Origin of the sequence: Pseudomonas abyssi (assembly GCF_003444685.1) — a bacterium.
Taxonomy (GTDB): domain Bacteria; phylum Pseudomonadota; class Gammaproteobacteria; order Pseudomonadales; family Pseudomonadaceae; genus Halopseudomonas; species Halopseudomonas abyssi.
On sequence record NZ_LMAZ01000009.1, the window covers coordinates 49,009 to 73,639 of the forward strand.

27 protein-coding genes are annotated in these 24,631 nt (G+C 63.3%); 8 read left to right on the forward strand and 19 right to left on the reverse strand.

Annotated features, from left to right (window positions below):
- Positions 1-35 precede the first annotated feature (35 nt).
- The 8 genes from rdgB to ASB58_RS18045 form a co-directional block, all read right to left on the reverse strand.
- A complete protein-coding gene (gene rdgB / locus ASB58_RS18010; RefSeq protein WP_181977969.1) occupies positions 36-644 on the reverse strand; it encodes an RdgB/HAM1 family non-canonical purine NTP pyrophosphatase in 609 nt (202 codons plus the stop codon).
- The gene (locus ASB58_RS18015; protein WP_096005847.1) at positions 634-1,065 is read right to left on the reverse strand and encodes a DUF4426 domain-containing protein; all 432 of its coding nucleotides are present in this window, start codon (positions 1,063-1,065) and stop codon (positions 634-636) included. Before ASB58_RS18015 ends, rdgB begins: the two co-directional genes overlap by 11 nt.
- A 22-nt stretch (positions 1,066-1,087) precedes the next feature.
- Positions 1,088-1,678, reverse strand: coding sequence for a methionine biosynthesis protein MetW (gene metW, locus ASB58_RS18020; protein ID WP_096005860.1), 591 nt, complete (start codon positions 1,676-1,678; stop codon positions 1,088-1,090).
- 2 nt (positions 1,679-1,680) lie between these two features.
- Positions 1,681-2,823, reverse strand: coding sequence for a homoserine O-succinyltransferase MetX (gene metX / locus ASB58_RS18025; protein ID WP_096005846.1), 1,143 nt, complete (start codon positions 2,821-2,823; stop codon positions 1,681-1,683).
- A 125-nt stretch (positions 2,824-2,948) separates the two neighbouring features.
- A complete protein-coding gene (locus tag ASB58_RS18030; protein ID WP_118131850.1) occupies positions 2,949-3,239 on the reverse strand; it encodes a DUF167 family protein in 291 nt (96 codons plus the stop codon).
- A gap of 10 nt (positions 3,240-3,249) precedes the next feature.
- A complete protein-coding gene (locus tag ASB58_RS18035; protein WP_096005844.1) occupies positions 3,250-3,840 on the reverse strand; it encodes a YggT family protein in 591 nt (196 codons plus the stop codon).
- A gap of 9 nt (positions 3,841-3,849) precedes the next feature.
- Entirely contained in the window at positions 3,850-4,668 is an 819-nt protein-coding gene (gene proC, locus ASB58_RS18040; protein ID WP_096005843.1) for a pyrroline-5-carboxylate reductase, read from the reverse strand.
- Positions 4,669-4,691: 23 nt separating this feature from the next.
- Positions 4,692-5,378: a YggS family pyridoxal phosphate-dependent enzyme gene (locus tag ASB58_RS18045; protein WP_118131852.1), complete on the reverse strand. Its 687-nt coding sequence runs from the start codon at positions 5,376-5,378 to the stop codon at positions 4,692-4,694.
- A 78-nt stretch (positions 5,379-5,456) separates the two neighbouring features.
- Between ASB58_RS18045 and ASB58_RS18050 the strand changes: the two genes are divergently transcribed.
- Complete coding sequence (locus ASB58_RS18050) at positions 5,457-6,491, forward strand: type IV pilus twitching motility protein PilT (protein ID WP_096005841.1); 1,035 nt, start codon at positions 5,457-5,459, stop codon at positions 6,489-6,491.
- Positions 6,492-6,552: 61 nt separating this feature from the next.
- Complete coding sequence (locus ASB58_RS18055) at positions 6,553-7,704, forward strand: PilT/PilU family type 4a pilus ATPase (protein WP_096005840.1); 1,152 nt, start codon at positions 6,553-6,555, stop codon at positions 7,702-7,704.
- Between the two features lie 30 nt (positions 7,705-7,734).
- Here the strand turns inward: ASB58_RS18055 and siaD are convergent, their stop codons facing one another.
- The 11 genes from siaD to gshB form a co-directional block, all read right to left on the reverse strand.
- Positions 7,735-8,526 (reverse strand): biofilm regulation diguanylate cyclase SiaD, encoded by a 792-nt coding sequence (siaD, locus tag ASB58_RS18060; RefSeq protein ID WP_096005839.1) that lies wholly within the window; start codon positions 8,524-8,526, stop codon positions 7,735-7,737.
- A gap of 7 nt (positions 8,527-8,533) precedes the next feature.
- Positions 8,534-8,911: a biofilm regulation phosphoprotein SiaC gene (gene siaC, locus ASB58_RS18065; protein ID WP_096005838.1), complete on the reverse strand. Its 378-nt coding sequence runs from the start codon at positions 8,909-8,911 to the stop codon at positions 8,534-8,536.
- A 21-nt stretch (positions 8,912-8,932) separates the two neighbouring features.
- Positions 8,933-9,475, reverse strand: a complete 543-nt coding sequence (gene siaB, locus ASB58_RS18070; RefSeq protein ID WP_118131854.1) for a biofilm regulation protein kinase SiaB — start codon at positions 9,473-9,475, stop codon at positions 8,933-8,935.
- A 19-nt stretch (positions 9,476-9,494) separates the two neighbouring features.
- Complete coding sequence (siaA, locus tag ASB58_RS18075) at positions 9,495-11,486, reverse strand: biofilm regulation protein phosphatase SiaA (protein ID WP_118131856.1); 1,992 nt, start codon at positions 11,484-11,486, stop codon at positions 9,495-9,497.
- Between the two features lie 62 nt (positions 11,487-11,548).
- Positions 11,549-12,829, reverse strand: coding sequence for a dihydroorotase (locus ASB58_RS18080; protein ID WP_118131858.1), 1,281 nt, complete (start codon positions 12,827-12,829; stop codon positions 11,549-11,551).
- 3 nt (positions 12,830-12,832) lie between these two features.
- Complete coding sequence (locus ASB58_RS18085) at positions 12,833-13,828, reverse strand: aspartate carbamoyltransferase catalytic subunit (RefSeq protein ID WP_118131860.1); 996 nt, start codon at positions 13,826-13,828, stop codon at positions 12,833-12,835.
- 7 nt (positions 13,829-13,835) lie between these two features.
- The gene (pyrR, locus tag ASB58_RS18090; RefSeq protein ID WP_118131862.1) at positions 13,836-14,345 is read right to left on the reverse strand and encodes a bifunctional pyr operon transcriptional regulator/uracil phosphoribosyltransferase PyrR; all 510 of its coding nucleotides are present in this window, start codon (positions 14,343-14,345) and stop codon (positions 13,836-13,838) included.
- Complete coding sequence (ruvX, locus tag ASB58_RS18095) at positions 14,345-14,782, reverse strand: Holliday junction resolvase RuvX (RefSeq protein ID WP_118131864.1); 438 nt, start codon at positions 14,780-14,782, stop codon at positions 14,345-14,347. The genes pyrR and ruvX overlap by 1 nt, the downstream gene beginning before the upstream one ends.
- Complete coding sequence (locus ASB58_RS18100) at positions 14,782-15,339, reverse strand: YqgE/AlgH family protein (RefSeq protein WP_118131878.1); 558 nt, start codon at positions 15,337-15,339, stop codon at positions 14,782-14,784. Before ASB58_RS18100 ends, ruvX begins: the two co-directional genes overlap by 1 nt.
- A gap of 106 nt (positions 15,340-15,445) precedes the next feature.
- On the reverse strand, positions 15,446-16,342 hold the full coding sequence (locus ASB58_RS18105; protein ID WP_096005859.1) for an energy transducer TonB: 897 nt from the start codon (positions 16,340-16,342) through the stop codon (positions 15,446-15,448).
- Positions 16,343-16,462: 120 nt separating this feature from the next.
- Positions 16,463-17,416, reverse strand: a complete 954-nt coding sequence (gene gshB / locus ASB58_RS18110; RefSeq protein ID WP_118131879.1) for a glutathione synthase — start codon at positions 17,414-17,416, stop codon at positions 16,463-16,465.
- Between the two features lie 227 nt (positions 17,417-17,643).
- On the opposite strand from gshB, the gene ASB58_RS18115 reads away from it, so the two are divergent.
- From ASB58_RS18115 to ASB58_RS18140, 6 genes are all read left to right on the forward strand, one after another.
- Positions 17,644-18,057 carry a response regulator gene (locus tag ASB58_RS18115; protein WP_096005830.1) on the forward strand — a complete coding sequence of 138 codons (414 nt, stop codon included), beginning with the start codon at positions 17,644-17,646 and terminating at the stop codon, positions 18,055-18,057.
- A 38-nt stretch (positions 18,058-18,095) separates the two neighbouring features.
- Positions 18,096-18,461 (forward strand): twitching motility response regulator PilH, encoded by a 366-nt coding sequence (gene pilH, locus ASB58_RS18120; RefSeq protein WP_083725030.1) that lies wholly within the window; start codon positions 18,096-18,098, stop codon positions 18,459-18,461.
- Positions 18,462-18,506: 45 nt separating this feature from the next.
- Entirely contained in the window at positions 18,507-19,043 is a 537-nt protein-coding gene (locus tag ASB58_RS18125) for a chemotaxis protein CheW (RefSeq protein WP_096005829.1), read from the forward strand.
- A 90-nt stretch (positions 19,044-19,133) separates the two neighbouring features.
- On the forward strand, positions 19,134-21,173 hold the full coding sequence (locus ASB58_RS18130) for a methyl-accepting chemotaxis protein (protein ID WP_096005828.1): 2,040 nt from the start codon (positions 19,134-19,136) through the stop codon (positions 21,171-21,173).
- 56 nt (positions 21,174-21,229) lie between these two features.
- Positions 21,230-22,111, forward strand: coding sequence for a CheR family methyltransferase (locus tag ASB58_RS18135; RefSeq protein ID WP_096005827.1), 882 nt, complete (start codon positions 21,230-21,232; stop codon positions 22,109-22,111).
- Between the two features lie 2 nt (positions 22,112-22,113).
- Positions 22,114-24,631 (forward strand): FimL-related protein (locus ASB58_RS18140; protein WP_181977970.1); only part of this gene is annotated, 2,518 nt, incomplete at its 3' end.

Consider the following 24,631-nt stretch of genomic DNA (forward strand, 5'->3'; position numbering starts at 1 on the left):
GTTTGCTTGCCGCTTGCCGCTTGCCGCTTGTGGCTTCACAGGCCCAGCCTGGCTTTTAGTAGGGCCATGGCGCGGGCCCGGTGACTCAGCTGGTTCTTCTCTTGCGGGCTGAGTTCGGCGCTGGAGCAGTCGCGCTCCGGCACCCAGAACAGCGGGTCATAGCCAAAGCCGTGCTCGCCGCTGGCGGCGTGCAGGATGCGTCCTTCCCAGGCGCCTTCGCAGATCAGCGGGATCGGGTCTTCGGCGTGGCGCAGCAGCGCCAGTGCGCAGATGAACTGGGCGCCGCGCTCGGCGTCCGGCACGTCCCTCAGCGCTTCAAGCAGCTTGGCATTGTTGGCGGCATCACCAGCGCCGCCGGCATAGCGGGCAGAGTAGATGCCGGGCGCGCCGCCGAGGGCATCGACCGCGAGACCGGAGTCGTCGGCCAGGGCCGGCAGGCCCGAGGCGCGGGCGGCGTGACGCGCCTTGATCAGCGCGTTTTCGACGAAGGTCAGCCCGGTTTCCTCGGCTTCGATATCGGTGAAGTCGCTTTGCGGGCGGACTTTGATGCTGTTGCCCAGCATGGCTTGCAGCTCAGCGAGCTTGCCCTTGTTGTTGCTGGCGAGCACTAACTCACTGAAGGGCAGGGTGGCATTACTGGTCATCGGGGAAGAATTCCTGCTGAAAGCTCAGACTGTGCACCATGCTGCCCTCGGCGGACTGGATGTCGACCTTGAACAGCAGCACGCCGCGTTGGGTGGCGGTGTAGTTGGCGACAAAGTAGATGGCGTCGCCCTCCTGAATGCGCTTGAAGTCGAGCGCGACCGGTTGGCCGATCAGGCTGCGCACTTCGCCCTTGAGGATGGCATCCACGGCGCTGCCATCGGGGCGCTGCACGGCGACGTTGAGCACGCCGTGGGTCGGGCCGCGCTTGAGACCGGCATTGGCGGCGATCTCGGGCTGCAGCATGGTGCTGTTGAACACGTTGTGATAGACCACCAGATCCCCGAAACGGGTAGGCTCGGGGCCGGCGAACACGTTGAGGCTGAGCAGCATCAGGCTCAGCAGACAGAAACGACGAAACATGGCAGTTCTCCTCGAAAGTGGACTAGCGACTGACCCGGTAGATGGCCACCTCACCCAGCAGGTTGGGCCACAGGCCGCTGAACCAGCTGCTCTGGTGGGTCTGGTCAACCACCAGACGGTCCAGCACTTTGATGCCGCGCTCGCGGCACAGCTGTTCGAAGTCCTTGAAGGTACAAAAATGGATGTTCGGGGTGTTGTACCAAGTGTAGGGCATGAACTCGGACACCGGCATGCGGCCCTTGGTGCCCAGATACCAGCGGCAGCGCCAGTGGGCAAAGTTGGGGAAGGTCAGGATGCCTTCGTGACCGATGCGCAGCATGTCTTCCAGTACCCGGTCGGGGTAATGCATGGCCTGCAGCGACTGGGTCATGACCACGGTGTCGAAGCTGTTGTCCTCGAAATTGTCGAGGCTCTCGTCCAGGTTCTGCTCCATCACGTTGACGCCGTGACGGATACAGCTGCTGATCTTGTCCGGGTCGATTTCCAGGCCGTAGCCCTGCACGTCCTTGTGGTCGCGCAGGTGACGCAGCAACTGGCCCTCGCCGCAGCCCAGATCGAGTACGCGGCTGCCGGGGCGAATCCATTGCTGGATGATCTCAAGGTCGGCGCGCAGGCTCATTGGCTCACCTCGATGCGGTTCATGTAGCCACTCAGGGCCTCGATGTAACGGGGGATTGGCAGCAGGAAGGCGTCGTGGCCCTGCGCGGCTTCGATCTCCAGATAGCTGACGTCCTTGCGGGCGGCCAGCAGGCCGTCCACCAGCTCGCGCGAGCGTTCGGGCGAGAAGCGCCAGTCGGTGGTAAACGACATCACCAGGCAGCGTGCCTTGATGCCTGCCAGCGTGCGGGCCAGATCGCCGCCATGGGCGCCAGCGGGGTCGAAGTAATCCAGCGCCTTGGTCATCAGCAGATAGGTGTTGGCGTCAAACCGGCCGGAGAACTCCTGGCCCTGATAGCGCAGGTAGCTCTCGACCTCGAACTCCACACTGGTGAGGTCGTAGTTGAGCTGATCGGAGCGCAGGTCGCGGCCAAACTTGGCGCCCATCGAGTCGTCCGACAGGTAGGTAATGTGGCCGACCATGCGCGCCAGCATCAGGCCGCGCTTGGGGATCACGCCAAAGGCGGCGTAATCGCCATTGTGAAAGTCCGGGTCGGTGATGATGGCCTGACGGGCGACCTCGTTGAAGGCGATGTTCTGTGCCGACAGCTTGGGCGCAGTGGCAATGGCGACGCAATGGCGGATGCGCTCCGGATAGCTGATCGCCCACTGCAGTGCCTGCATGCCGCCCAGGCTGCCGCCGACAACCGCCGCCCATTGCTGGACGCCGAGTACGTCGGCCAGTCGCGCCTGGCTGTGTACCCAGTCCTCGACGGTCAGTACCGGGAAGCTGGCGCCATAGCTCTTGCCGGTCGCCGGGTCGATGCTGGAGGGGCCGGTCGAGCCGTGGCAGCCACCCAGGTTGTTCAGACTGACCACAAAAAAGCGGTTGGTATCGATCGCCTTGCCGGGGCCGATGCAGTTATCCCACCAGCCGGGCTTGCGTTCATCGATGCTGTGATAGCCGGCGGCGTGGTGGTGCCCGGACAGGGCGTGACAGATCAGTACCGCGTTGCTGGCGCTGGCGTTCAGTTCACCGTAGGTCTCGTAGACCAGTTCGTAACGCGGCAACTGCTTGCCACAGGCCAGTGATAGCGGCTCGGTAAAGGTGTGGCGCTGGGGGGTGACCAGGCCGACGGAATCGGCAGGTAGTCTGGACATCGGTAACCTGTTCCTGTGTCGCTTGGCCAGACTTCGCGGGGGAGGGCGCTCCCGGGTACCGCAGGCAGACGAAGGGCCAATAATAGAGGCGCCAGTCTAAATAGCGCGTGGTTGCGGCGCAATATTCAGCGCCGTTGGATGCCCAGCTCGGCCGGCAGTTGCCGGGGTGTCTGGATGCGCAGCCGTTTTTGCCGGCTGTTCTGGCCACTGAGCAGGCTGACCTGCTGGCGGCTCACCGCGAAGGCATCGGCGAGAAAGCGGATCAGCGCATCGTTGGCCTTGCCGTCGACCGGCGGTGCGCTGATGCGAATCTTCAGCCGCTCACCGTGCTGGCCGGCAAACTCGGCGCGCTTGGCGCCGGGTTGCAGGTGGCAGTCGAGCAGCAGGTCGTCGTCCTGCCAGTGGTAGAAGCTCATGCGCAGCCGCCTACAGCGCCAGCGTCAGGCCTCCGGGCATGCCCGCCGCCGCGGCCAGATTGGCGATCACCAGCATGTCGAACAGCCGAATGGCAATAAAGGCAAAGATCGGCGACAGGTCAAGGCCGCCCAGGGCCGGCAGGATCTTGCGAATCGGCGCAAGAATCGGCTCGCACAGCTGGTTGATCAGAATGACCGCCGGGTTGTAACTGCCCTGGGCAACCCAGGACAGGATCACGCTGATGATCAGCGCAAAGAAGAAGATCTTTACGAACAGCGCCAGGACACCGATTGCCGCCCAGCCCACCAGCAGCAGGATATTGGGCAGTGCATAGCCCATCAGCAGAATGATCAGGATCAGCATCACCAGCTGAATGGCAATGCCCAGCGCCAGCGAGGCAAAGTCCAGTCCGCCGTAACCGGGGATGATCCGGCGCAGCGGCATCAGCAACGGCTTGGTAGCGCGCACGATGAATTGCGACAGCGGGTTGTAGAAGTCAGCGCGCACCAGCTGCAGCAGAAAGCGCAGCAGCACGATCAGCAGGTAAAGGCTGCCGAGGGTCTGGATCAGATAGATAGCGGCCGTGTTCAGGCTGTTCATGCGGGTTCCTCAGGCAAGCTCGCGGGACATTTCGGCGGCGCGGTCGGCACAGGCCTGCATGGCGTCGTCGACCATCTTCGGCAGGCCCTGGCTACGGAAGGTTTCAATCGCCCGTTCGGTAGTGCCGTTGGGCGAGCAGACGCGGCGGCGCAGCTCGGCCACGTCGACATCGCTGTGCACCGCCATGTCGGCAGCGCCCAGGCCGGTAAACAGCGCCAGGCGTTCGGCGGTGTCACGCGGTAGGCCGAGTTTTTCGCCCGCGTCGATCATGGCTTCCATCAGATAGAAGAAGTAGGCCGGCCCGCTGCCGGAGACCGCCGTGACGGCGTCGATCAGCTTTTCCTCATCCAGCCAGACGCTGATGCCGACGGCATTGAGGATGGACTCGGCCTGCTCCCGCTGGGTCTCGCTGACCGCCGGCGTGGCGTACAGGCCACTGACGCCCTGGCCGCGCAGCGACGGCGTGTTGGGCATGCAGCGTACGATCGCGGTGCCGGCGCCGAGCCAGCTTTCCAGGCTGTCGCAGCTGATGCCGGCGGCAATCGAGATGATCAGCTGGCCTGGCTTGCGCTCACGCGGCAGAGCGCGGCAGACGTCCTGCATGACCTGCGGCTTGACCGCCAACAGCAGCACGTCGCACTCGGCGGCCAGGACGGCATTGTCGGTGCTGGTGCGAATCTGAAACTGGCGCTCCAGCGCAGCGCACTGTTCGGGCTTGCTGTCGCTGGCGATCACGTTCGCCGGTTTGACGTTCTTCTGCAGCATGCCGCCGATCAGGCTGGTGGCCATGTTGCCGGCGCCGATGAATCCGATTACGGGTGCAGTCATGAAAACCTCGCTGCGCGTGCGGTTTAGGGTTGGGGGTACTGGCGCTGCCCGAACAGGGCGGTGCCGATACGCACGATGGTGGCGCCTTCCTGCACCGCTTCGGTCAGGTCGTCGCTCATGCCCATCGACAGTGTGTCCAGCGGCAGTGACAGCTGTGTGGCGGCTTCGCGCAGTGCGGCCAGCGGGACGCGCCGCTGCTCGCTGCTGTCGGCCGGTGCCGGAATCGCCATCAGCCCACGCAGTCGCAGACGGGGCAGGGCGGCAACGGCCTCGGCCAGCGCCGGCAGCTCGGCCAGCGTCACGCCGGACTTGCTGTCTTCGCCACTGATGTTGACCTGCAGACAGATGTTGAGTGCCGGCAGCGCTTCGGGGCGCTGGTCGGACAGGCGCTGGGCGATCTTCAGTCGATCCACGCTGTGCACCCAGTCAAAGTGCTCGGCGATGGCGCGGGTCTTGTTGGACTGGATCGGGCCGATAAAATGCCACTGCAGTGGCAGGTCCTGCAGCTCGGCCATCTTGTCGAGGGCCTCCTGCAGGTAGTTCTCGCCGACATCACGCTGGCCGGCTGCCCAGGCTTCGCGGAGGTCGCCGGCTGGTCGGGTCTTGCTGACGGCCAGCAGGGTAATGGCGGCTGGATCGCGCCCGGCGACCTCGGCAGCCCGCTTAATACGTTCACGAACGTTTGCAATATTCTCTGCTATCGTGGACATTACGGACGTTAATACCTTGCCAATGGAATAAGACACTGTCCGCATTCTACATGCTTGCCGGACGTTATGGGGAACCCTATGGATATTACCGAGCTGTTAGCCTTCAGCGCCAAACAGGGCGCGTCGGACTTGCACCTGTCGGCAGGATTGCCGCCCATGATTCGCGTCGATGGCGACGTGCGTCGCATCAACGTGCCGGCCATGGAACACAAACAGGTTCATGCGCTGATCTACGACATCATGAACGACAAGCAGCGCAAGGACTTTGAAGAGTTTCTGGAAACCGACTTTTCCTTTGAAGTGCCCGGCGTAGCACGCTTCCGGGTCAACGCGTTCAACCAGAATCGCGGCGCTGGTGCGGTGTTCCGGACCATCCCTTCCAAAGTGCTCACTATGGAAGACCTGGGCATGGGCGATGTGTTCAAGAAAATTTCCGACAACCCGCGCGGCCTGGTGCTGGTGACCGGGCCGACGGGCTCGGGTAAGTCGACCAGCCTGGCGGCCATGGTGGATTACCTCAACAGCACCAAGTACCAGCACATTCTGACCATCGAGGACCCGATCGAATTCGTTCACGAGTCGAAGAAGTGTCTGGTCAACCAGCGTGAAGTACACCGCGACACCCTCGGCTTTGCCGAAGCCCTGCGCTCGGCGCTGCGGGAAGACCCGGACATCATCCTGGTGGGTGAGATGCGTGACCTGGAAACCATTCGTCTGGCGCTGACGGCCGCCGAAACCGGTCACCTGGTGTTCGGCACCCTGCACACCACCTCTGCCGCCAAGACCATCGACCGTATTGTCGACGTCTTCCCGGGCGAGGAGAAGGCGATGGTGCGTTCGATGCTGTCGGAGTCTCTGCAGGCGGTTATTTCCCAGACGCTGCTGAAGAAGATCGGCGGCGGGCGGGTTGCCGCGCACGAGATCATGATCGGCACCCCGGCCATCCGCAACCTGATCCGTGAGGACAAGATTGCGCAGATGTACTCGGCTATTCAGACCGGCGGCAACATTGGCATGCAGACCCTCGACATGTGTCTGAAAGGTCTGGTCGCCAAGGGTCTGGTGACCAAGGAAAGCGCCCGCGAAAAGGCCAAGGCAGTCGACGGCTTCTAACCCGGCTGGCAGTTATGGCGGGCATTGAGCTGCCTGCCGCAAAGGACAAAAGAGGCAGAGCATGGAGTTTGAAAAGCTGTTGCGGTTGATGGTCGAGAAGGGCGCCTCCGACCTGTTCATTACCGCCGGTGTCCCGCCGAGCATGAAGGTTCACGGCAAGATCCTGCCGGTTACCAAAACCCCCCTTTCACCGGAACAGACCCGCGAGACCGTGCTGGGTGTGATGACCGAAGCCCAGCGCCGCGAGTTTGCCGAGAACCGCGAGTGCAACTTTGCGATCAGCGCGCGCGGTATTGGCCGCTTCCGGGTCAGTGCGTTCTACCAGCGCAACCTGGTAGGCATGGTGTTGCGGCGCATCGAGATCAACATCCCGACCATGGAAGAGCTGCGTCTGCCTGACATCCTCAAGCAACTGGCGATGACCAAGCGCGGGCTGGTGATCTTTGTCGGCGCGACCGGTACCGGTAAGTCGACCTCCCTGGCCTCGATGATCGGCTATCGCAACAAGCACTCCAGCGGCCATATCATCTCCATCGAAGACCCGATCGAATTTATCCACCAGCACCAGAACTGCATCGTGACCCAGCGTGAGGTGGGTATCGATACCGATTCGTTCGAAGTGGCGCTGAAGAACACCCTGCGTCAGGCGCCGGACGTGATTCTGATTGGCGAGGTGCGAACCAAGGAGACCATGGATCACGCGGTGGCCTTTGCCGAAACCGGTCACCTCTGTCTGGCCACGCTGCACGCCAACAACGCCAACCAGGCGCTGGACCGCATCATCCACTTCTTCCCCAACGAGATGCACCAGCAGGTCTGGATGGACCTGTCGCTGAACCTCAAGGCCATCGTCGCGCAGCAGCTGATTCCGACGCCGGACGGCAAGGGACGGCGCGCTGCTATCGAGGTCATGCTCAACACCCCGCTGGCGGCTGACATGATCCGCAAGGGCGAGGTGCATGAGCTCAAGCCGCTGATGGCGCGTTCCAACGAAGTGGGGATGCAGACCTTCGACCAGGCACTGTACAAGCTCTACAGCTCGGGCGAGATCACCTACGAGGATGCGCTGGCCCATGCCGACTCGGCCAACGACCTGCGCTTGATGATCAAGCTGGGTTCGGAGACCGATGGCAAGCACCTGATGCAAAGCCAGCAGGAAGGATTCTCGCTGGAAGAAGAAGAGGACGTTGCCCTGCGCAATCGCCGTCTGTGATTGACCTGCCGCCGTCGTTTGACGGCGGCGTCAGTCGCTAGCGGTGCTCAGCTGGTTGCGGCCACCGCGTTTGGCGACCAGCAGGGCGTGATCGGCACGGCTGATGGTGTCGGAGTAGCTCGACTCCTGGCGGTGTTCGGCGACGCCGATGCTCACGGTCATGCAGACCGACTCATCCTGCACGCGAATGGTCAGGCGCTCGACCGCGTTGCGTACACGCTCCATGACCAGCGTGGCAGCCTGATCACCGGTTTCCGGCAGCAGAATCAGGAACTCCTCCCCACCCCAGCGGCCGCACAGGTCGTTTTCGCGGATTTCTGCATCCAGCACCCGTGCTATCTCAATCAGCGCACCATCGCCGACTTCGTGGCCGTAGCGGTCGTTGATATTCTTGAAGTGGTCAACATCCAGCATGGCAATGCTGAAGGGGCGCTGATAGCGGACAAAGCGCTCCACTTCCTTCTTCAGCTTTTCCACCAGCAGCCGGCGATTGGCCAGGCCGGTCAGGGCGTCGTGGGTCGAGGCTTCGCGCAGGGCCTCGTTGAGGTCGCGCATCATGTTCTGGTAGCGGTCGGAGATGCGCGCAACCTTCTCCAGTTGGCGCAGCTGCTTGTTCAGGCGCTCGGTCAGCGACTGCTCACGTTGCTTGGCCAGACTCTGAAAGCCATCGGAAATGTGGCTGATGCGGTCGATACGCCGGGCCAGGTCCTGATGCGCTGTCCACAGCTCTCGCAGCGGCGCCGACAGCGGGCTGTCGTCGTGCTCGCCGCTGTCCAGCAGCGCCTGGATCTGAACTTCCAGGGCCTCTTTCGACGCTTTCATGGGCGCCTCAGTTGTGGCTGATGATGTTGAAGGTGAAGGAGCAGTCTTCCTTGAACTCTTCCGCCAGCTCGGCCACGCGCTCGTTCTGCGGGTCGTAGTACCAGTTGACCTGAACCTGCGCGCCATCCTGGTGCGCGGCTTCAAGCAGGTCGAATACGTCCATCATGGCCTTGACGCTGCTGGTATTCAAATACAGCAGACGCAGTTCCAGGCTGAGCGGTTTGCCGCCTTCGCTAAGGTAGCCCTCGATCCACTCGAAGACCTGCTGGAACATGTCAAAGGAGTTTTCCGGGTAGGAATCGCCGGCCATGAACAGTTGGCCGGCTGCCCAGTCACTGCGGACTTCCGGAGTGGACTGGGAACTGGGAATACTGAAGTCGTTCATTATCTGGTGCTCTCGATTCGATCAGATCACGGCGCGCAGGCTGAAAAAGCTGCGACCGTCGGCGGCAGGCTGCAGTGAGGCCTGCAGCGGCGCACTGGATTTACGGGCGATGTCGATCAGCCCGAGACCGGCGCCGGAGGCGCGCTCGGCGTCACGCGGGCGGCGCAGTTGTTCCTTGTAGGCTGCCTTCAGGCCGGCTTTGTCGAGCTGGGCGAGTTGGCCAATGGCGGCCACCAGGCCGTCGCCGTCGCCGCTTTCGATCAGGTTGCCGGCGGAGACCACGTAGCGGTTCTCCTCGTTGCGCGAGACCACCACGGTGGCGCCGGCTTCCTGCTCGTTCCAGCCCTTGGAGCGGGTGTAGTGGCTGATGTTCTGGGTCATCTCGATGTAGACCGCAAACACGTCCATGGCCGCGCTGGGGTGGGCGTGGTCGGCAGCCAGGTAGTTACGCAGCGCATTGCCGATCTCTTCGATCAGGCTGCGCGAAATCGGCCCGTTAAAGCACAGCATGATCTGCTGGCTGTTGAAACGTTCGCGCATGGCGAATAGGTCGATGTTGTCCATTACGGCTCCTGTTGCGGGCTCAGTCAAAACGGAAACACAACATGGTGATATCGTCGCGCTGCGGATAATCACCCTGGTAGGCGGCCAGTGTATCGCTGAATGCGGCACTTTGCTCGCGCAGTGGCAGGCTGGCGTGGGTGCGCAGCATGTCGGCAAAGCGGCTGTTGCCGAAGCCGAAGCCTTGTTCGCCGCCGGCCTGGTCGAGGAAACCGTCGGTGCACAGGTAGAAAGTGCGACCGGCGCGCAGCTCGATCTGGCTGTTGTGATAGTCGCCCTGACGCTTGTCGCCAAGTGCCCGGCGCGCACCCGGCAGGTGCTCGACCGTCTCGCCGTCGCTGTAGTACAGAGCTATCTTGGCACCGGAGAAGGTGACCTGGCCTTGCTTCAGGTCAACGTAGGCCAGACCGACGTCCATGTTGGTGGCCACCGACTTGGATTCGTTGGCGTCGCTGAGCATGTGGCGCAGGATGCGGTCGGTGCGCTGCAGTACCGCAGCCGGATCATGCATGCCGCAATCGCTGATGGCCTGGTCGAGGGCCGCGTGCGCCAGCATGGTCATCAACGCTCCGGGCACGCCGTGCCCGGCGCAGTCGACGACGCCAAACAGGCAATGGTCCTGATCGCTGTGGAAGATGTAGAAGTCGCCACCGACCACGTCCCGCGGGCGCCAAAGCACGGCGTGGTGCTCGCCCAGGGCGTTGACCAGCTCGCGGTTGGGCAGGATCGAGCGCTGGATCAGGCTGGCGTAGTCGATGGAGTCGGCAATTTTACGCTGCGCGGTGCGCATCTGCTGGTTGACCTCTTCCAGGTCGCGGGTGCGCTCCTGCACGCGCTGCTCCAGCTCCTGGGTATGGCTGCGGACCTTCTTGGCCATGACGCCGAACGCGTCGCTCAGCTCGCCAATCTCGTCGTTGCGTCCCGCCGGCATCGCGACATCGTACTGACCCGCAGCCATGGCCTGGGCTCCGCGCTTGAGCTGGCGCAGCGGGCCCAGCAGCAGGCGCTCGATGGCGAAGGCGAAGATCAGCACCAGAACGATCAGCAGTACGCCCAGACCGATCAGCAGCGGCGTGATCCAGGCGCTGTCGATCACCTCGGCGGTGCTTAGGTCGACGGCGTTGGCGACATACCAGTCCAGCTCCGGCAGGTAGGTAACGGCCAGCAGCTGATGGGCGTTTTGCAGTGTGACGGGCAGCGTGGCGACACTGCCGGTGTGCTGTTGAACTTGCTGCAGGGCCGCGCGGACGGCATCACGTTCCTGTTCGGCGACCAGGCTCAGCAGGTTGCTGCCGCTGGCGGTGCTGGCGCCAGCGCCGGAGTTCATGACGATCAGACTGCGGTCCTGATGGGCCTGGATGGCGCCGTCAGCGTCGACAATCATCGGTGTGACGCCGGCGGTATCGCTGGTGATGAAGTCACGAATAAAGTCGGAGAGATCCAGCCCGGAGCCGGCCAGTGCCAGCACGCTGCCGTCTTCGTCCTTGACCACCATGTTGAGCCACACCTTGGTGGTGTCCAGCTCGGGGTTGACGTCGACGTTGAGGTTGAAGCCCTCGGTATTGCGCAGGGTGCTGAAGAACCAGCGATCGGCATCGTCGTCGGGGTTGAGGATATAGCGTGGCTCGCGGCTGGGAGCCTGGTCGCCGCCATTGAAGTAGTAGCCCAGGGTATCCAGTCGACCAATGAAGTAGGCGTGGTCGCGGAAGTCTGCGCGGTACAGTTCGGCCTCGCGGAAGAACAGGTCGGCCTTGGCCGGGTCGTCCGGATCGCGCAGCCACTGGCGGGTGACCTCGGAATTGGCAAAGCGCAGCGACAGCGCCAGCTCGCGGCTGATCGGCGCGCTGATGCGTTCGCGACTGAGCAGCGTGGCGTTGCGTGCGTAGCCTTCGCCGAAGTGCTGGTGGATGTTATTGAGCACCGACCAGCCGATCAGGCCGGCCGGCACCAATGCCAGTAGACAGGCCAGCAATAGTGCCAGCAGGGATTTACCACGTAAGCCGAATGCGGCCATGCCAGTGTCCTTTCCAGTCGCTCAGTGTTGGCCGGCTGCCCGGCGCCGCGCTGACAGCAGCGTCAGGTCAGTTGATATACCAGTTTTCCGCCATGCAGGGTATGGGTAACCGCTGCGGGCGCGCCTTGCCCGATAAAGGGGCAGTTGCTGCCCCGAGATAGCCAGTTTCGGCCGATCTCGCAGGCCTGCGCCGGATCAAACAGGGTGATGTCCGCCGCGCCGCCAAGCTGCAGCTGGCCGATGCCCACCGGCAGGCCCAGTGCGCTGGCCGGGCCGCTGGTCACCCGCGACAGCGCTGCCGGCAACTCCAGCAGGCCATCGGCAACCAGCGTCAGCGCCAAGGGCAGCAGAATCTCGACGCTGCTGATGCCAGGCTCGGATGCGGCGAAGGGCACGCGCTTGGCCTCGGCTTCGTGTGGCCGGTGATGCGAGGCAATGGCCTGCACCACACCGCTTTGCACCGCTTCGCGCAGGGCGCGGCGGTCGGCAGCTGAACGCAGCGGCGGCATCACGTGCAGCTGGCTGGAAAAACCAACCAGGTCTTCGTCGCACAGCAGCAGCTGGTAGGCGGCAACGTCGGCGGTCACCGGCAGGCCGCGGGCCTGGGCAGTGGCCAGCATGTCCATGGCGCGGGCGCTGGTCAGGCCGCTGAAGTGCGCGCGTACGCCGGTCTGCTCAATCAACAGCAAATCCCGGGCCAGGGCGACGGTTTCGGCGCTTTCGGGAATACCCACCAGACCAAGGCGTGAGGCGGTCGGCCCTTCGTGGGCCATGCCGCCCTCGGCCAGGTCAGCGTCCTGCGGCGTGAAGATAATGGTCAGGTCGAAAGTGGCGGCGTACTCCAGTGAACGGCGCAGGATGCGGTTGCCGGCCATCGGCGTCAGGCCCTGGGTGAAGGCCACGCAGCCGGCGTCGCGCAGGGCAACCAGCTCGCTGAGTTGCTCGCCTTCCAGGCCCTTGGTCAGGGCGCCGATCGGCAGAACGCGGGCGTTGCCGGCCGCCTGGCTGCGGTCGAGGATGAGCTCGGCAACCGCCGGGGTGTCGAGCACCGGCCGGGTATCGGGCGGACAGCACAGGGTGGTCACGCCTCCGGCGGCGGCGGCGCGCGTTTCGCTGGCGATATTGCCCTTGCGGCTGTGGCCGGGCTCGCGCAGGGCGACGTTGAGATCGACCAGGCCGGGGCAGGCAATCAGGCCGCGGGCGTCGATGCGCTGGCTGGCGTTGAAGCCTTCGGGGGCGGCGCCAATGGCCTGGATGTGGCCGGCGGCGATGTGCAGGTCGGTAATCTCGTCAAACTGGCTGGCGGGGTCGATGACCCGGGCGCCTTCAATCGTCAGTCGCATGGTTCAGTTCGCTTCCTGGGTGAGCTGGCGCTGGGTGGTTTGTCCGGTCATGGCCATCGACATCACGGCCATACGCACGGCGATGCCGTAGGTCACCTGTTTGAGGATCACCGATTGCGGGCCGTCGGCGACATCGGACTCGATCTCGACGCCGCGGTTGATCGGGCCAGGGTGCATGACCAGCGCGTCCGGTTTGGCCAGCGCCAGGGTCTCGCGGGTCAGGCCGTAGAGCTTGTAGAACTCGCTTTCGCTGGGCAGCAGGCCGCTTTGCATGCGTTCTTTCTGCAGGCGTAGCATGATCACTACATCGACGTCGCGCAGGCCGACGCGCAGATCGTTGAATACGCGCACGCCGTACTGGTCGATCCCCTCTGGCAGCAGAGTGCGCGGGGCGATCACGCGGATATCCGGGCAGCCGAGGGTCTTCAGTGCGAGCATGTTGGAGCGGGCCACCCGCGAATGCAGGATATCGCCGACGATGGCAACCGAGAGGTTCTCGAAGTCACCACGGTGGCGACGGATGGTCAGCATGTCGAGCATCGCCTGGGTCGGGTGGGCGTGGTTGCCGTCGCCGGCATTGATCACAGCCACGTCCGGGCAGACCCGTTCGGCGATAAAGTGCGCGGCGCCGGAATCGCCGTGGCGCACGACGAACATGTCGGCGGCCATTGCCTCCAGGTTTTGCAGGGTGTCGTACAGGGTTTCGCCCTTGCTGGTCGAGGAGGTCGAGATGTTCAGGTTGAGCACGTCGGCCGACAGCCGCTTGGCCGCCAGCTCAAAGGTGGTGCGAGTACGCGTGGAGTTTTCGAAGAAGACGTTGCAGACCGTCTTGCCGCGCAGCAGCGGGACCTTCTTGACGGCGCGCTCGCCCACTTCGAGGAAGGAGTCGGCGGTGTCGAGCAGCTCGGTCAGCAGCTCGCGCGACAGCCCTTCAATAGTCAGAAAGTGGCGCAGCTGGCCCTGTTGGTTGAGTTGCAGGTGGTGCGGCGTCAGGCTCATGGCGATCTCAATTGGTAGCGGCGGTCAGAGTCAGTTGCAGGGGGGCCGGGCCGGTCAATTTTACCCGCTGGCCCGCCGGCAGGGCCAGACTGGCGCCGAGGATGTCGGCGCGGATCGGCAGCTGGCGGGCGTCAACGTCCAGCAAAGTGACCAGGGTGACGGAGGCGGGGCGGCCATAGTCGAACAGCTCGTTGAGGGCGGCGCGAATGGTGCGGCCGGTCATCAGCACATCGTCGATCAGGATGATGTGACGGTCATCGACGGTGAACGGCAGTTCGGAGGGGCGCACTCGCTGCGGCAAACCGTGTTGCTCAAAATCGTCGCGGTAAAAGGCGATGTCGAGGGTGCCCATCGGCGCCTCTGGGGCGACCTTGGCGTGCAGCGCCTCGGCGATCCAAACGCCGCCGGTGTGAATGCCGACAAAGGCCGGGTCAGTGATCTGCCGGGCGTTGAGGTGGGCGCGCAGCTGCTCGGCCATATCGACCAGCAGGCCGTCGACCGCAGGAAGTGTACTCATCATGTCTCCTTGCTCTGGCTGCTCAGCCAGGTTTGCAACAGCAGGGCGGCGGCGAGGCTGTCGACCGGATCTTCCCGGTAGCTGCTCGGCGTGCGTCCCTGATCCTTTAAATGTTGTTTTGCCTCGAAGGTGCTCAGGCGTTCGTCGACGGTCTCGACTGGCAACTGGAAGCGGCCATTGAGGCGGCGGGCGAAGCGCGCAGCGCGCTCGCTCATATCGCTGGCGCTGCCGTCCATGTTCAGGGGCAGGCCGACGACCAGTACGTTGGGCTCCCATTCGCGGATCAGTTTGGCGACCTGCTCCCAGTCCGGCACACCGTCGCGGGCGCGCAGGTTGGTCAGCGGCTCGGCGCTGCCGGTGAGCGTCTGGCCGATGGCGACGCCGATCTGACGGGTGCCGTAGTCGAAGGCCATGGCGCGGCGATGGGCGGTCGGCATCAGGCGTGGCCTGCCTGGCTGGTCAGCAGGGTCCAGTCGATACCCAGAGTGCGCGCGGCGGCATTCAGGCGCTCGCCGCTGGGCAGCTGGAACAGAATGTGGTGTTCGGCCGGGCAGCTGAGCCAGACATTGTTGGCCAGCTCCTGCTCCAGCTGACCGGCGCCCCAGCCAGCGTAGCCGAGGGTGATCAGCGCCTGCTGGGGGCCTTCGCCGCACGCCATGGCGCGCAGGATGTCCTGCGAGGTGGTCAGCGTCAGCGGCCCCAGCTCGGCGCTCGACTCCCAGCGACGTTCGCCATCGTGCAATACAAAGCCGCGTTCGGGCTCTACCGGGCCGCCGTTGAAGACGGTCTGGCAGTTGCGGCCGCTCAACTCGGGCGCCAGTTGCTCCAGCAAGTCGTCCAGGCTGAGGTCGCTGGGCTGATTGATCACCAGGCCCATGGCGCCCTCGGCGCTGTGGTCACAGAGGTAGATCAGGCTGTGATCAAAACGGTCGTCGGCCATGTGGGGCATGGCGATCAGAAAATGGTGCGTGAGGTAGTTCGGCGAGGTCTGCATGCCCACAGTATCGGGCCGAAGGCCAGGTAGGGCAAGGCGGTTGCGTGCCAGAATGCCCTGGGCCGGCGTGCACTGACGCCGGTTTTTGTGGCGAGGCGTCAGCGGGTCAGAAGCTGGACACGCGGTCACCCGGCTCAAAGCGCCAGGTACGGATGATTTCCAGCACGTCGACATCCATCAGTTCGCCGGTGAACGGCATGAAGGGAGCGGCCAGTCGGACAATGCGGATGGCCGCGTCGTCGAGAATTTTCTCGCCCGAGGATTCAAGGATACGCACATCGCGCAGGCTGCCGTCACGGTTGATCTGGACCATCAGCCGCAGACTGCCGTAGATACGGTTGGCGCGGGCTTCGGCAGGGTAGTTGAGGTTGCCCACCTGCTCCACCTTGCGGCGCCAGGCATCCTTGTAGAACGCTCCCTTGTCGGCCATGGTCGAGGCGGCGTTCAGCCGCAGGATGCGCGGACGGCGTGCGTAGGCCTGGCGCTCTTCGGCCAGTTGGGCTTCCAGGCTGGCGATTTCACGCGAGAGGTCGCTCATGTTGAAGCTCAGCTCGGCGGTGGGTGCTGGCTCCGGCTTGGCGGTCGGCGGTGCGGCGGTGACCTGGTCGACCTTGGGCGCGCTGGTGGTGATGACCTTTTGCTGCTCCTGCTCCGGCGGCGGTGCGCTGACTTGCTGCTGGGGGGTGACTTCGTGGATCTCGCTGTCCTGAAAGTCTGCTTCTTCAGTGGTGCTGGGCGCGGCCTTTTCTTCCAGCGTGCCGCTGCCCTGCTGGTTGATCTGGGCCAGGTAGTCGGCCTCTTCCGGGGCCTCGTCGGCCCGCTGTGTGGCCAGGGTGATTTCCAGGCTTTTGGTCAGCTCGCTGGGTGTCGGCAGATCAAAGGTGATACCGAGAATCAGCAGGGCGTGCAGCACCGCAGCGATAAACAGGGTGAAACCCAGGCGGTCACGGGAGGTGACGGTACGGGCTTGGCTGGGCGCAGGAGGGGTCACGGCGGTATTCATGCTGTCCATAGGCGAACTCGGTATCCGTGGAAGTCTGCCCGCCGACGGCACAAAAGTCCATGTGCTGTTCTGTGGGGCAGGTCACGCCGTCGGTGTCGACGGCGTGCGAGCGGGGGTGTTTCAACGCGCCTGCAGCAGGGCTTCGATCGCGTTCATCAGGCGGCCGCCAATGTCGGTGTCGTAGGCCGCATCGATTTCGCGGATGCAGGTCGGACTGGTGACGTTGATTTCGGTCAGGTAATCGCCAATCACGTCCAGGCCGACAAACAGCAGGCCGCGCTCGCGCAGGGTCGGCCCGACCTGGGCTGCGATCCAGCGATCGCGCTCGGTCAGCGGGCGCGCCTCGCCACGGCCGCCAGCGGCCAGGTTGCCGCGCGTCTCACCCTGCTGCGGGATGCGCGCCAGGCAGTAGGGGACCGGCTCGCCCTGGATCATCAGGATACGTTTGTCGCCGTCCTTGATTTCCGGCAGGTAGCGCTGGGCCATGATCTGCTGGGTGCCGTGTTGAGTCAGTGTCTCGATGATCACGCTGAGGTTGGGGTCATTCTCTCTTATGCGGAAAATCATGGAGCCGCCCATGCCGTCGAGCGGTTTGAGAATAACGTCACGGTGCTGCAACGCGAATTCGCGCAGAATGTCGGCGCGCCGGGTGACGACGTGATCCGGTGCGCATTGCGGGAACTGGGTAGCAAACAATTTCTCGTTGCAATCGCGCAGACTGGCTGGGCGGTTGACGATCAGTACACCGTCACGCTCGGCCGCTTCCAGAATGTGGGTGGCGTAGAGAAACTCGTTGTCGAAGGGCGGGTCCTTGCGCATCAGCACAACGTCCAGGCTGTCCAGCGGGGCCTTTTGTTCCTCGCCCAGCTCGTACCAGTGGGCGGGATCGGCAAATACCTTGAGCGGGCGCAGGCAGCCGTGAGCCTTGCCGTCGACCAGGTAGAGGTCCTGCGGCTCCAGGTAGAAGAGCTCCCAGTCGCGTTGGGCGGCGGCCAGCAGCATGGCCAGTGAACTGTCTTTCTTGTAATGGATCGCGTTGATCGGATCCATCACGATACCGAGGCGGATTCGCATGGGCAGTGTGTATTCCAGGCTGTTGCAGGGGGCTTCGAGTGTAGCGCCGCCGGCGTCGTGCAGCCAGTGCGTGGTGCTTTTGCGCAAGCTGTATCGTCGCTGGGATGGGTTTATAGATTGGTCGTCGAATCTATGCTAAAAGTACGCCGACAGGGAATTGGCTGGTCAGCGGCTGCGTCGGCGCAGCCAACAGGTACGACCCTCCATCAAAAACAAAGGCTGGTCTTATGGAAGAAAATTTCGAGAGCCTGAAAGTCATGGTGATTGACGACAGCAAGACGATTCGACGCACGGCAGAGACCCTGCTGAAAAAGGTCGGATGCACCGTCATCACTGCGGTCGACGGCTTTGACGCGCTGGCCAAGATTGCCGACAACCACCCGGATATCATCTTTGTCGACATCATGATGCCTCGTCTTGACGGGTATCAGACCTGCGCGCTGATCAAGAACAACAGCGCCTTCCGGGCGACGCCGGTCATCATGTTGTCCAGCAAGGACGGTCTGTTCGACAAGGCCAAGGGCCGTATCGTCGGGTCAGACCAATACCTGACCAAACCCTTCAGCAAGGAAGAGCTGTTGGGTGCCATCCGCGCCCACGTCCCGCAGTCCGGCAATCTGGCCGGTGCCGCCGGCGCCTGAGCGCGAACGCAACACAGAGCACAACCCGGGGGAGTCTGATGGCCCGTATTTTGGTAGTAGATGATTCGCCGACCGAGCTGTACAAGCTGACCGGCATGCTGGAAAAACACGGCTATGAGGTACTCAAGGCCGAGAACGGCGCCGACGGCGTGGCCCTGGCCCGCCAGGAGAAGCCCGACGCCGTCCTGATGGATATCGTGATGCCCGGCCTGAACGGCTTTCAGGCAACGCGGCAACTGACCAAAGATCCGGAAACCGGACACATTCCCGTCATCATCGTAACCACCAAGGACCAGGAAACCGACAAGGTATGGGGTACTCGTCAGGGCGCCAAGGACTATCTGACCAAACCGGTCGACGAGTCCACCCTGATCAAGACCCTGAAAACCGTACTCGGCAGCTAGGGCCGACGTTACTTGATGCCGGATAAGAACGAGAACAGGGACGGCATGTCAGATATTCAACATCCCTTCGAGCTGCTGCAGCAGCTCGCCAGCCAGTGCCGCCAGCAGGCCGCAGGCCTGCCGTCGCAGGACGTGGTCAGTGAGACCTGGAGCGGCGTAGGCTTTCGCCTGGCCGGTTGCACCATGCTGGCGGCCATGGGCGAAATCACTGAAATTCTGCACGAACCGCGCTACACCGCGCTGCCCCGGGTCAAGGCCTGGGTGCGGGGTGTGGCCAACGTGCGTGGCCGTCTGTTACCCATCATTGATCTGAGCCGGTTCTTCGGCGTCAGCACCACGGCTGCCCGCAAGCAGCGTCGGGTGCTGGTGCTGGATCGTGATGATCTGTTCGTTGGGCTGCTGGTAGATGAGGTGCTGGGGATGCAGCATCTGCCGGTGAATACCTTCAGCACCGAGTTACCGGCGCTGGATGCGCAAGTGCGGCCCTACATTGTAGGGGCGTATCGGGGAGAGCGTGAGGCGCTGGTTTTCAACTTTCGCGCCCTGGCACACGACCAGCAGTTTCTGGACGTTGCCATCTGATGGACTTGGGCGCGGTAGCGGCCTGGCCGCCACCGCGACAGGAGCATGTAGCCAGTAATAACAGCCGTAGGCCAGGTAGGGGCCAGTCATATGAAGCTAATTGATACACAGACGCTGTCTTCCTTGCGAAGCAACCGCACGGTCCTGGGTCTCGGTGCCGTACTGGTCGTTTCGCTGGTGCTGCTGATCGCCAACTTCTTTTACCTGAACACCCAAAGCTCGCGTGATACGGAGTACATCGGTCACGCGGGTGAGCTGCGCGTACTGTCGCAGGAAATCTCCAAGTCGGCCACCGAGGCGGCCACCGGTACGCCGGAGGCCTTTGGCCTGCTGCTGACGGCGCGTAACGACTTCCAGCAACGCTGGGATTACCTGGTCAACGGTGATCCGTCCTCCAACCTGCCGCCGATGCCTGACAGTCTGCAGGCGCAGCAGGCCAAGGTGCAGGCCGACTGGGATCGCATGCGTGGCAACGCCGACGCGATTCTGGCCAGCCAGACCACGGTACTCTCGTTGCACGAGGTAGCAATCACCCTGTCCGATACTGTGCCGCAACTGCAGGTCGAGTACGAAGACGTGGTAGACGTGCTGATTGCCAGCGGCGCGCCCGCTGATCAGGTCGCCATTGCCCAGCGTCAGTCGCTGCTGGCAGAGCGGATTCTCGGCTCGGTGAACCGGGTACTCGAAGGTGACGAGGATGCGGTCATGGCGGCGGACAGCTTCGGCCGTGACGCCAGCCTGTTCGGTCGCGTACTGCAGGGCATGCTGGAAGGTAACCCCAGCATTGGCATTGCGCCGGTAACCGACCCTGACGCGGCCAGCCGACTGCAGGAAATTCAGTCGCTGTTCCGCTATGTATCGGACTCGGTTGACCAGATTTTGCTGACCTCTCCCGAGCTCTATCAGGTACGTACCGCAGCCAACGAAATCTTCTCCGGCTCCCAGCTGATGCTCGACAACCTGTCGGAGCTGGCGCAGGGCTTTGAAAGCCGCGCTGATTCGCGCGTTGCCAACAGCCTGCTGGGCTATGTGCTGGCGGCGATCGCCTTCATGTGTCTGCTGCTGATCGGTATTCAGCTGACCCGCGATACCCGTGAACGTCTGGCGGAAACCCGCGAGAAGAACGAGCGTAACCAGGCAGCGATTCTGCGTCTGCTGGACGAGATCGGTGATCTGGCCGACGGTGACTTGACCGCCCAGGCAACGGTAACCGAGGACTTCACCGGCGCCATCGCTGACTCCATCAACGAGTCCATCGACCAGCTGCGTGCGCTGGTAGGTACCATTAACGACACTGCTCAGGAAGTGGAGCGCGCCGCCCAGGAGACACAGGGCACCGCGATGCACCTGGCCGAGGCCTCCGAGCACCAGGCGCAGGAAATCGCCGGCGCCTCGGCGGCGGTAAATGAAATGGCTGTGTCGATCGACCAGGTATCGGCCAACGCCTCCGAATCGGCGGCGGTAGCGGAGCGCTCGGTAGCCATCGCCAACAAGGGTAACGAGGTGGTACAGAACACCATCGTTGGCATGGACACCATTCGTGAGCAGATCCAGGACACCTCCAAGCGGATCAAGCGTCTGGGTGAGTCGTCCCAGGAGATCGGTGACATCGTCAGCCTGATTAACGACATTGCCGACCAGACCAACATTCTGGCTCTTAACGCGGCGATCCAGGCCTCTATGGCCGGTGATGCCGGTCGCGGCTTCGCGGTGGTTGCGGACGAGGTTCAGCGCCTCGCGGAACGTTCCTCCGGTGCAACCAAGCAGATTGAAGCGCTGGTTAAGACCATTCAGACCGATACCAACGAAGCGGTTATCTCGATGGAACAGACCACCTCCGAGGTGGTCCGCGGTGCCCGACTGGCGCAGGACGCCGGTGTGGCACTGGAGGAGATCGAGAAGGTATCGACCAGCCTTGCAGCGTTGATTCAGAACATTTCCAACGCAGCACGTCAGCAGGCGTCTTCGGCCGGTCACATTTCCAATACCATGAACGTGATTCAGGAAATCACCTCGCAGACATCCGCCGGTACCACTACCACGGCGCGCAGCATCGGTGAGCTGGCGAAACTGGCCGAGGCCATGCGCCAGTCGGTTGACGGCTTCACGCTGCCGCAGCAGGGCGACTAAGCTGAGTCGGGTGGCAGGCAACTGCCACCCCGAAACGCCGAGTGCGAGGGTCACACGTGCAGACAACGCAAAACTGGTCGCTGCAGCAGCTGCCAGACATGGACACGCAGCAGTTTCGGCAGTGGCAGACGCTGCTTGAAGCGCGCACAGGCGTGTGCGTCAGCGACCAGCGCAAGACCTTCCTGCAGACCAGCCTCTGCGCCCGCATGCGGGCGCTCAGTCTGAATGACTATCAGGCCTACTACGAGTATGTCACTCAGGGCGCCTCGGGCGCGGTGGAATGGTCCTCGCTGATCGAGCACTTGACCGTGCGCGAAACCAGCTTCATGCGGCATCGTCCGTCCTTTGATGCGGTCGGTCGCCACCTCGACCGACTGCTGGAGAACCGCCCGGCTGATCGCCCGCTGCAGTTGTGGAGCGTGGGTTGCGCCAGCGGCGAAGAAGCATACTCGCTGGCCGTGATGGCCGAGCAGAGTCTGCGCAACGCCAAGGCGCAGACCAGCTACGGCATCTGGGCAACTGACATCAGCCTGAAGGCGCTGGAACAGGGGCGCACTGCCATCTATTCCGGGCACCGGCTGGGTGGTCTGAACGAGCGTGAGCGGCGCGAGTGGTTACAGCCGCTGGCCAATGACAAGCACGAAGTAGCCTACGGTCTGCGTGACCGGGTCTGCTTTTCTCGACTGAACATTCTTGAACTGGCCCAGGCTCCGATTCAGGACCTGGATATCATCTTCTGCCAGAACCTGCTCATCTACTTCCGTCGCTGGCGTCGTCGCGACCTGCTGAACCTGCTGGCCAGACGCCTGGCTCCGGGTGGCATGCTGGTGATCGGATTGGGTGAAATCATGGACTGGAACAATCCCCTGCTCGAGCGTTTGCCTGATGATCAGGTACAGGCCTATGTGCGCCGGGATAGCATTGAACGTCTGGAGTGACTATGGGTGATCGGCATGATTATGTCGCGCTTGACTGGGTCAAGGGCGAGATATCCGAAACGCTAAATCAGGCGCGACAGGCGCTGGAAGCCTTTGTCGATAACCCTGAAGACTCGACTCGGCTGCGCTTTTGCCTGACCTACATCCATCAGGTGCACGGCACACTGCAGATGGTCGAGTTCTACGGCGCGGCGCTGCTGGCCGAGGAAATGGAGCAACTGGCTCAGGCCCTGATGAATGGCAGCGTCAGCCGTGAGGGCGAGGCGCTGGAAATCCTCATGCAGGCTATCCTGCAGATGCCGGCCTACCTGGACCGGGTGCAGACCGGCCGGCGTGATCTGCCCATGGTGCTGTTGCCGCTGCTCAACGACATGCGCACCGCCCGGGGCGACAAGCTGCTGTCGGAAAATGCGCTGTTTAGCCCGGAACTGGAAAACAGCGACGTACCGGCCGGCGAGACCGAACTGGCGGACCTCAGCAGCGAGCAGAACGTGCTGCAGCTGCGCAAGTTGCGTCAGGCTCTGCAGATGGCTCAGGCGGGTGTGATTCGTGGTCAGGATGTGGCCATCAACAGCCGTCACTTGCGTAACGTCTTTGCGCGGCTTGAAACCCTGTGTCAGGGCGCGCCCTACGCGCGTTTGTGGTCGATTTTTGCCGGTGTGGCTGAAGGTCTTGAGCTGGGCAGCATTGAAAATGGCGCGGCAGTGCGTCAGTTGCTGCGTCAGGCTGATCAGGAACTGCGCCAGCTCAAGGCGGGCGGCGCCCGAGCGCTGCAAAGCAATCCGCCGCGCGAGCTGCTGCGTAACCTGCTGTTTTACGTGGCCAAGAGCGCCGACGGCAGTCCCCGGCTGGACGCGCTGAAAGAACGCTATCAACTCAAGGGCGCCTGGACCGACGAGCAGCGCGCCGCCGGCGATCGCCTGGTTGGTCCCGATCGCGAGGCCATACAGTCGGTCGCTCTGGCACTGGGCGAAGAGCTGTTGCAGGTCAAGGACCAGCTGGACCTGTTTGTGCGCGGTGATCGCTCGCAACTCGACGGCCTGGAGACGCTGCAACCGGTCATGAAGCGTATCGCCGACACGCTGGCGATGCTTGGACTCGGGCAACCGCGCCGTGTGCTGCTGGAGCAGATTGATCAGGTCGGTCGTCTGGTTAGCGGCGAGTCGGCCATGACGGATGCCGCATTGATGGACGTCGCCGGTGGCATGCTTTACGTCGAAGCCAGCCTGCAGGGCATTCTCGGGCTGGAGCGCAGCGATCAGGCCGACGGCCTGGATGGCGACATGCAGCGCCTGGCTGCCGCGCAGGACATTGCTCAGGTTCATCAACTGGTGGTGCAGGAAGCGCGCAACGCGCTGGAAGAAACCCGCGAAGCCATCAACGCCTTTATTGCCAATCAGTGGGATCACCGCCAGCTGGAGCCGATTGACGACCTGCTCAACAGTGTGCGCGGCGGTTTGTCGATGGTTCCGCTGGAGCGCGCTGCAGCCGATGTTGCCGCCTGTCGACGTTATATTCGTGAGCAACTGGTGGCCCAGCGGCAGGTACCGGACTGGACCGCACTGGATGCCCTGGCTGACGTCATTACCAGTATTGATTATTACCTTGAGCGCTTGGCGGAAGACGATGCCGATCGCGGCGACAGCATTCTGGATGTCGCCGAAGGCCGTTTGCGCCTGTTGGGTTATCACCCCGAGCAGCTGCCTGACGAAGTGGCCGCCGAGCCCGAACAAGCCGAACAGGACCAACCCGAGGCTGGCGAGCCGCTGGCATTGGAGCCCCTGCAGGACGACACTGTTGCGCCAGAGCCAGAGCCAGAGCCAGAGCCAGAGCCAGAGCCAGAGCCAGAGCCAGAGCCAGAGCCAGAGCCAGAGCCAGAGCCAGAGCTGGATAATGCAGCCGAAACCGACGCCCCGGCTGAGCCAGAAACGACCGCACCGGCAGCAGAGCCCAGTCGCGATGACGTGCTCAGCGAGGCGAGCGCTGACGAAGACGAGCTGGACCCCGAACTGGTCGAGATCTTTGTCGAAGAAGCCGGCGAGGTGCTGGACACCCTCAGCGAATTTACGCCCCAGTGGCAAGCCGACGCGGATGACGCCAAAGCCCTTGGCGAAGTGCGCCGTGCGTTCCACACCCTCAAGGGCAGCGGCCGGATGGTCAAGGCCGGCGTGCTGGCCGAGCTGGCGTGGTCGGTCGAGAACATGCTCAACCGGGTCATGGACCGCAGCATCAACGCCAGTCCGGCGCTGTTCCGGGTGGTCAACGAAGTACGCGCACTGATGCCGCAGCTGGTTGAGGACTTTGCGGCTGGCCAGCAGCGTCCGCTGCCGGATGTGGAGCGCCTGGCCGCTGCCGCCGATGCGCTGGCGCGGGGTGAAACACCGATGCTGGATGCCTTGCCGGTCGAGGCCGGTGAGCCGGAGATACTTGACGCGGCGCCCGCCGGGGACACACTGATCACCGAAGCCGAAGCCGAAGCCGAAGCCGAAGCCGAAGCCGAAGCCGAAGCCGAAGCCGAAG

What these genes read in the sequence shown, in the direction of transcription:
- pyrR (WP_118131862.1), bottom strand. Translation starts at nt 14,345, where the DNA reads ATGAGTACACTTCCTGCGGTCGACGGCCTGCTGGTCGATATGGCCGAG.
- ASB58_RS18105 (WP_096005859.1), bottom strand. Translation starts at nt 16,342, where the DNA reads ATGAATACCGCCGTGACCCCTCCTGCGCCCAGCCAAGCCCGTACCGTC.
- ruvX (WP_118131864.1), bottom strand. Translation starts at nt 14,782, where the DNA reads ATGCCGACCGCCCATCGCCGCGCCATGGCCTTCGACTACGGCACCCGT.
- ASB58_RS18085 (WP_118131860.1), bottom strand. Translation starts at nt 13,828, where the DNA reads ATGAGCCTGACGCCGCACCACCTGCAACTCAACCAACAGGGCCAGCTG.
- ASB58_RS18115 (WP_096005830.1), top strand. Translation starts at nt 17,644, where the DNA reads ATGGAAGAAAATTTCGAGAGCCTGAAAGTCATGGTGATTGACGACAGC.
- pilH (WP_083725030.1), top strand. Translation starts at nt 18,096, where the DNA reads ATGGCCCGTATTTTGGTAGTAGATGATTCGCCGACCGAGCTGTACAAG.
- siaA (WP_118131856.1), bottom strand. Translation starts at nt 11,486, where the DNA reads ATGGCCGCATTCGGCTTACGTGGTAAATCCCTGCTGGCACTATTGCTG.
- ASB58_RS18055 (WP_096005840.1), top strand. Translation starts at nt 6,553, where the DNA reads ATGGAGTTTGAAAAGCTGTTGCGGTTGATGGTCGAGAAGGGCGCCTCC.
- proC (WP_096005843.1), bottom strand. Translation starts at nt 4,668, where the DNA reads ATGACTGCACCCGTAATCGGATTCATCGGCGCCGGCAACATGGCCACC.
- ASB58_RS18080 (WP_118131858.1), bottom strand. Translation starts at nt 12,829, where the DNA reads ATGCGACTGACGATTGAAGGCGCCCGGGTCATCGACCCCGCCAGCCAG.
- ASB58_RS18050 (WP_096005841.1), top strand. Translation starts at nt 5,457, where the DNA reads ATGGATATTACCGAGCTGTTAGCCTTCAGCGCCAAACAGGGCGCGTCG.
- siaD (WP_096005839.1), bottom strand. Translation starts at nt 8,526, where the DNA reads ATGAAAGCGTCGAAAGAGGCCCTGGAAGTTCAGATCCAGGCGCTGCTG.
- ASB58_RS18035 (WP_096005844.1), bottom strand. Translation starts at nt 3,840, where the DNA reads ATGAACAGCCTGAACACGGCCGCTATCTATCTGATCCAGACCCTCGGC.
- ASB58_RS18100 (WP_118131878.1), bottom strand. Translation starts at nt 15,339, where the DNA reads ATGCAGACCTCGCCGAACTACCTCACGCACCATTTTCTGATCGCCATG.
- ASB58_RS18125 (WP_096005829.1), top strand. Translation starts at nt 18,507, where the DNA reads ATGTCAGATATTCAACATCCCTTCGAGCTGCTGCAGCAGCTCGCCAGC.
- siaB (WP_118131854.1), bottom strand. Translation starts at nt 9,475, where the DNA reads ATGGACAACATCGACCTATTCGCCATGCGCGAACGTTTCAACAGCCAG.
- metX (WP_096005846.1), bottom strand. Translation starts at nt 2,823, where the DNA reads ATGTCCAGACTACCTGCCGATTCCGTCGGCCTGGTCACCCCCCAGCGC.
- ASB58_RS18045 (WP_118131852.1), bottom strand. Translation starts at nt 5,378, where the DNA reads ATGTCCACGATAGCAGAGAATATTGCAAACGTTCGTGAACGTATTAAG.
- rdgB (WP_181977969.1), bottom strand. Translation starts at nt 644, where the DNA reads ATGACCAGTAATGCCACCCTGCCCTTCAGTGAGTTAGTGCTCGCCAGC.
- siaC (WP_096005838.1), bottom strand. Translation starts at nt 8,911, where the DNA reads ATGAACGACTTCAGTATTCCCAGTTCCCAGTCCACTCCGGAAGTCCGC.
- ASB58_RS18030 (WP_118131850.1), bottom strand. Translation starts at nt 3,239, where the DNA reads ATGAGCTTCTACCACTGGCAGGACGACGACCTGCTGCTCGACTGCCAC.
- gshB (WP_118131879.1), bottom strand. Translation starts at nt 17,416, where the DNA reads ATGCGAATCCGCCTCGGTATCGTGATGGATCCGATCAACGCGATCCAT.
- ASB58_RS18130 (WP_096005828.1), top strand. Translation starts at nt 19,134, where the DNA reads ATGAAGCTAATTGATACACAGACGCTGTCTTCCTTGCGAAGCAACCGC.
- ASB58_RS18015 (WP_096005847.1), bottom strand. Translation starts at nt 1,065, where the DNA reads ATGTTTCGTCGTTTCTGTCTGCTGAGCCTGATGCTGCTCAGCCTCAAC.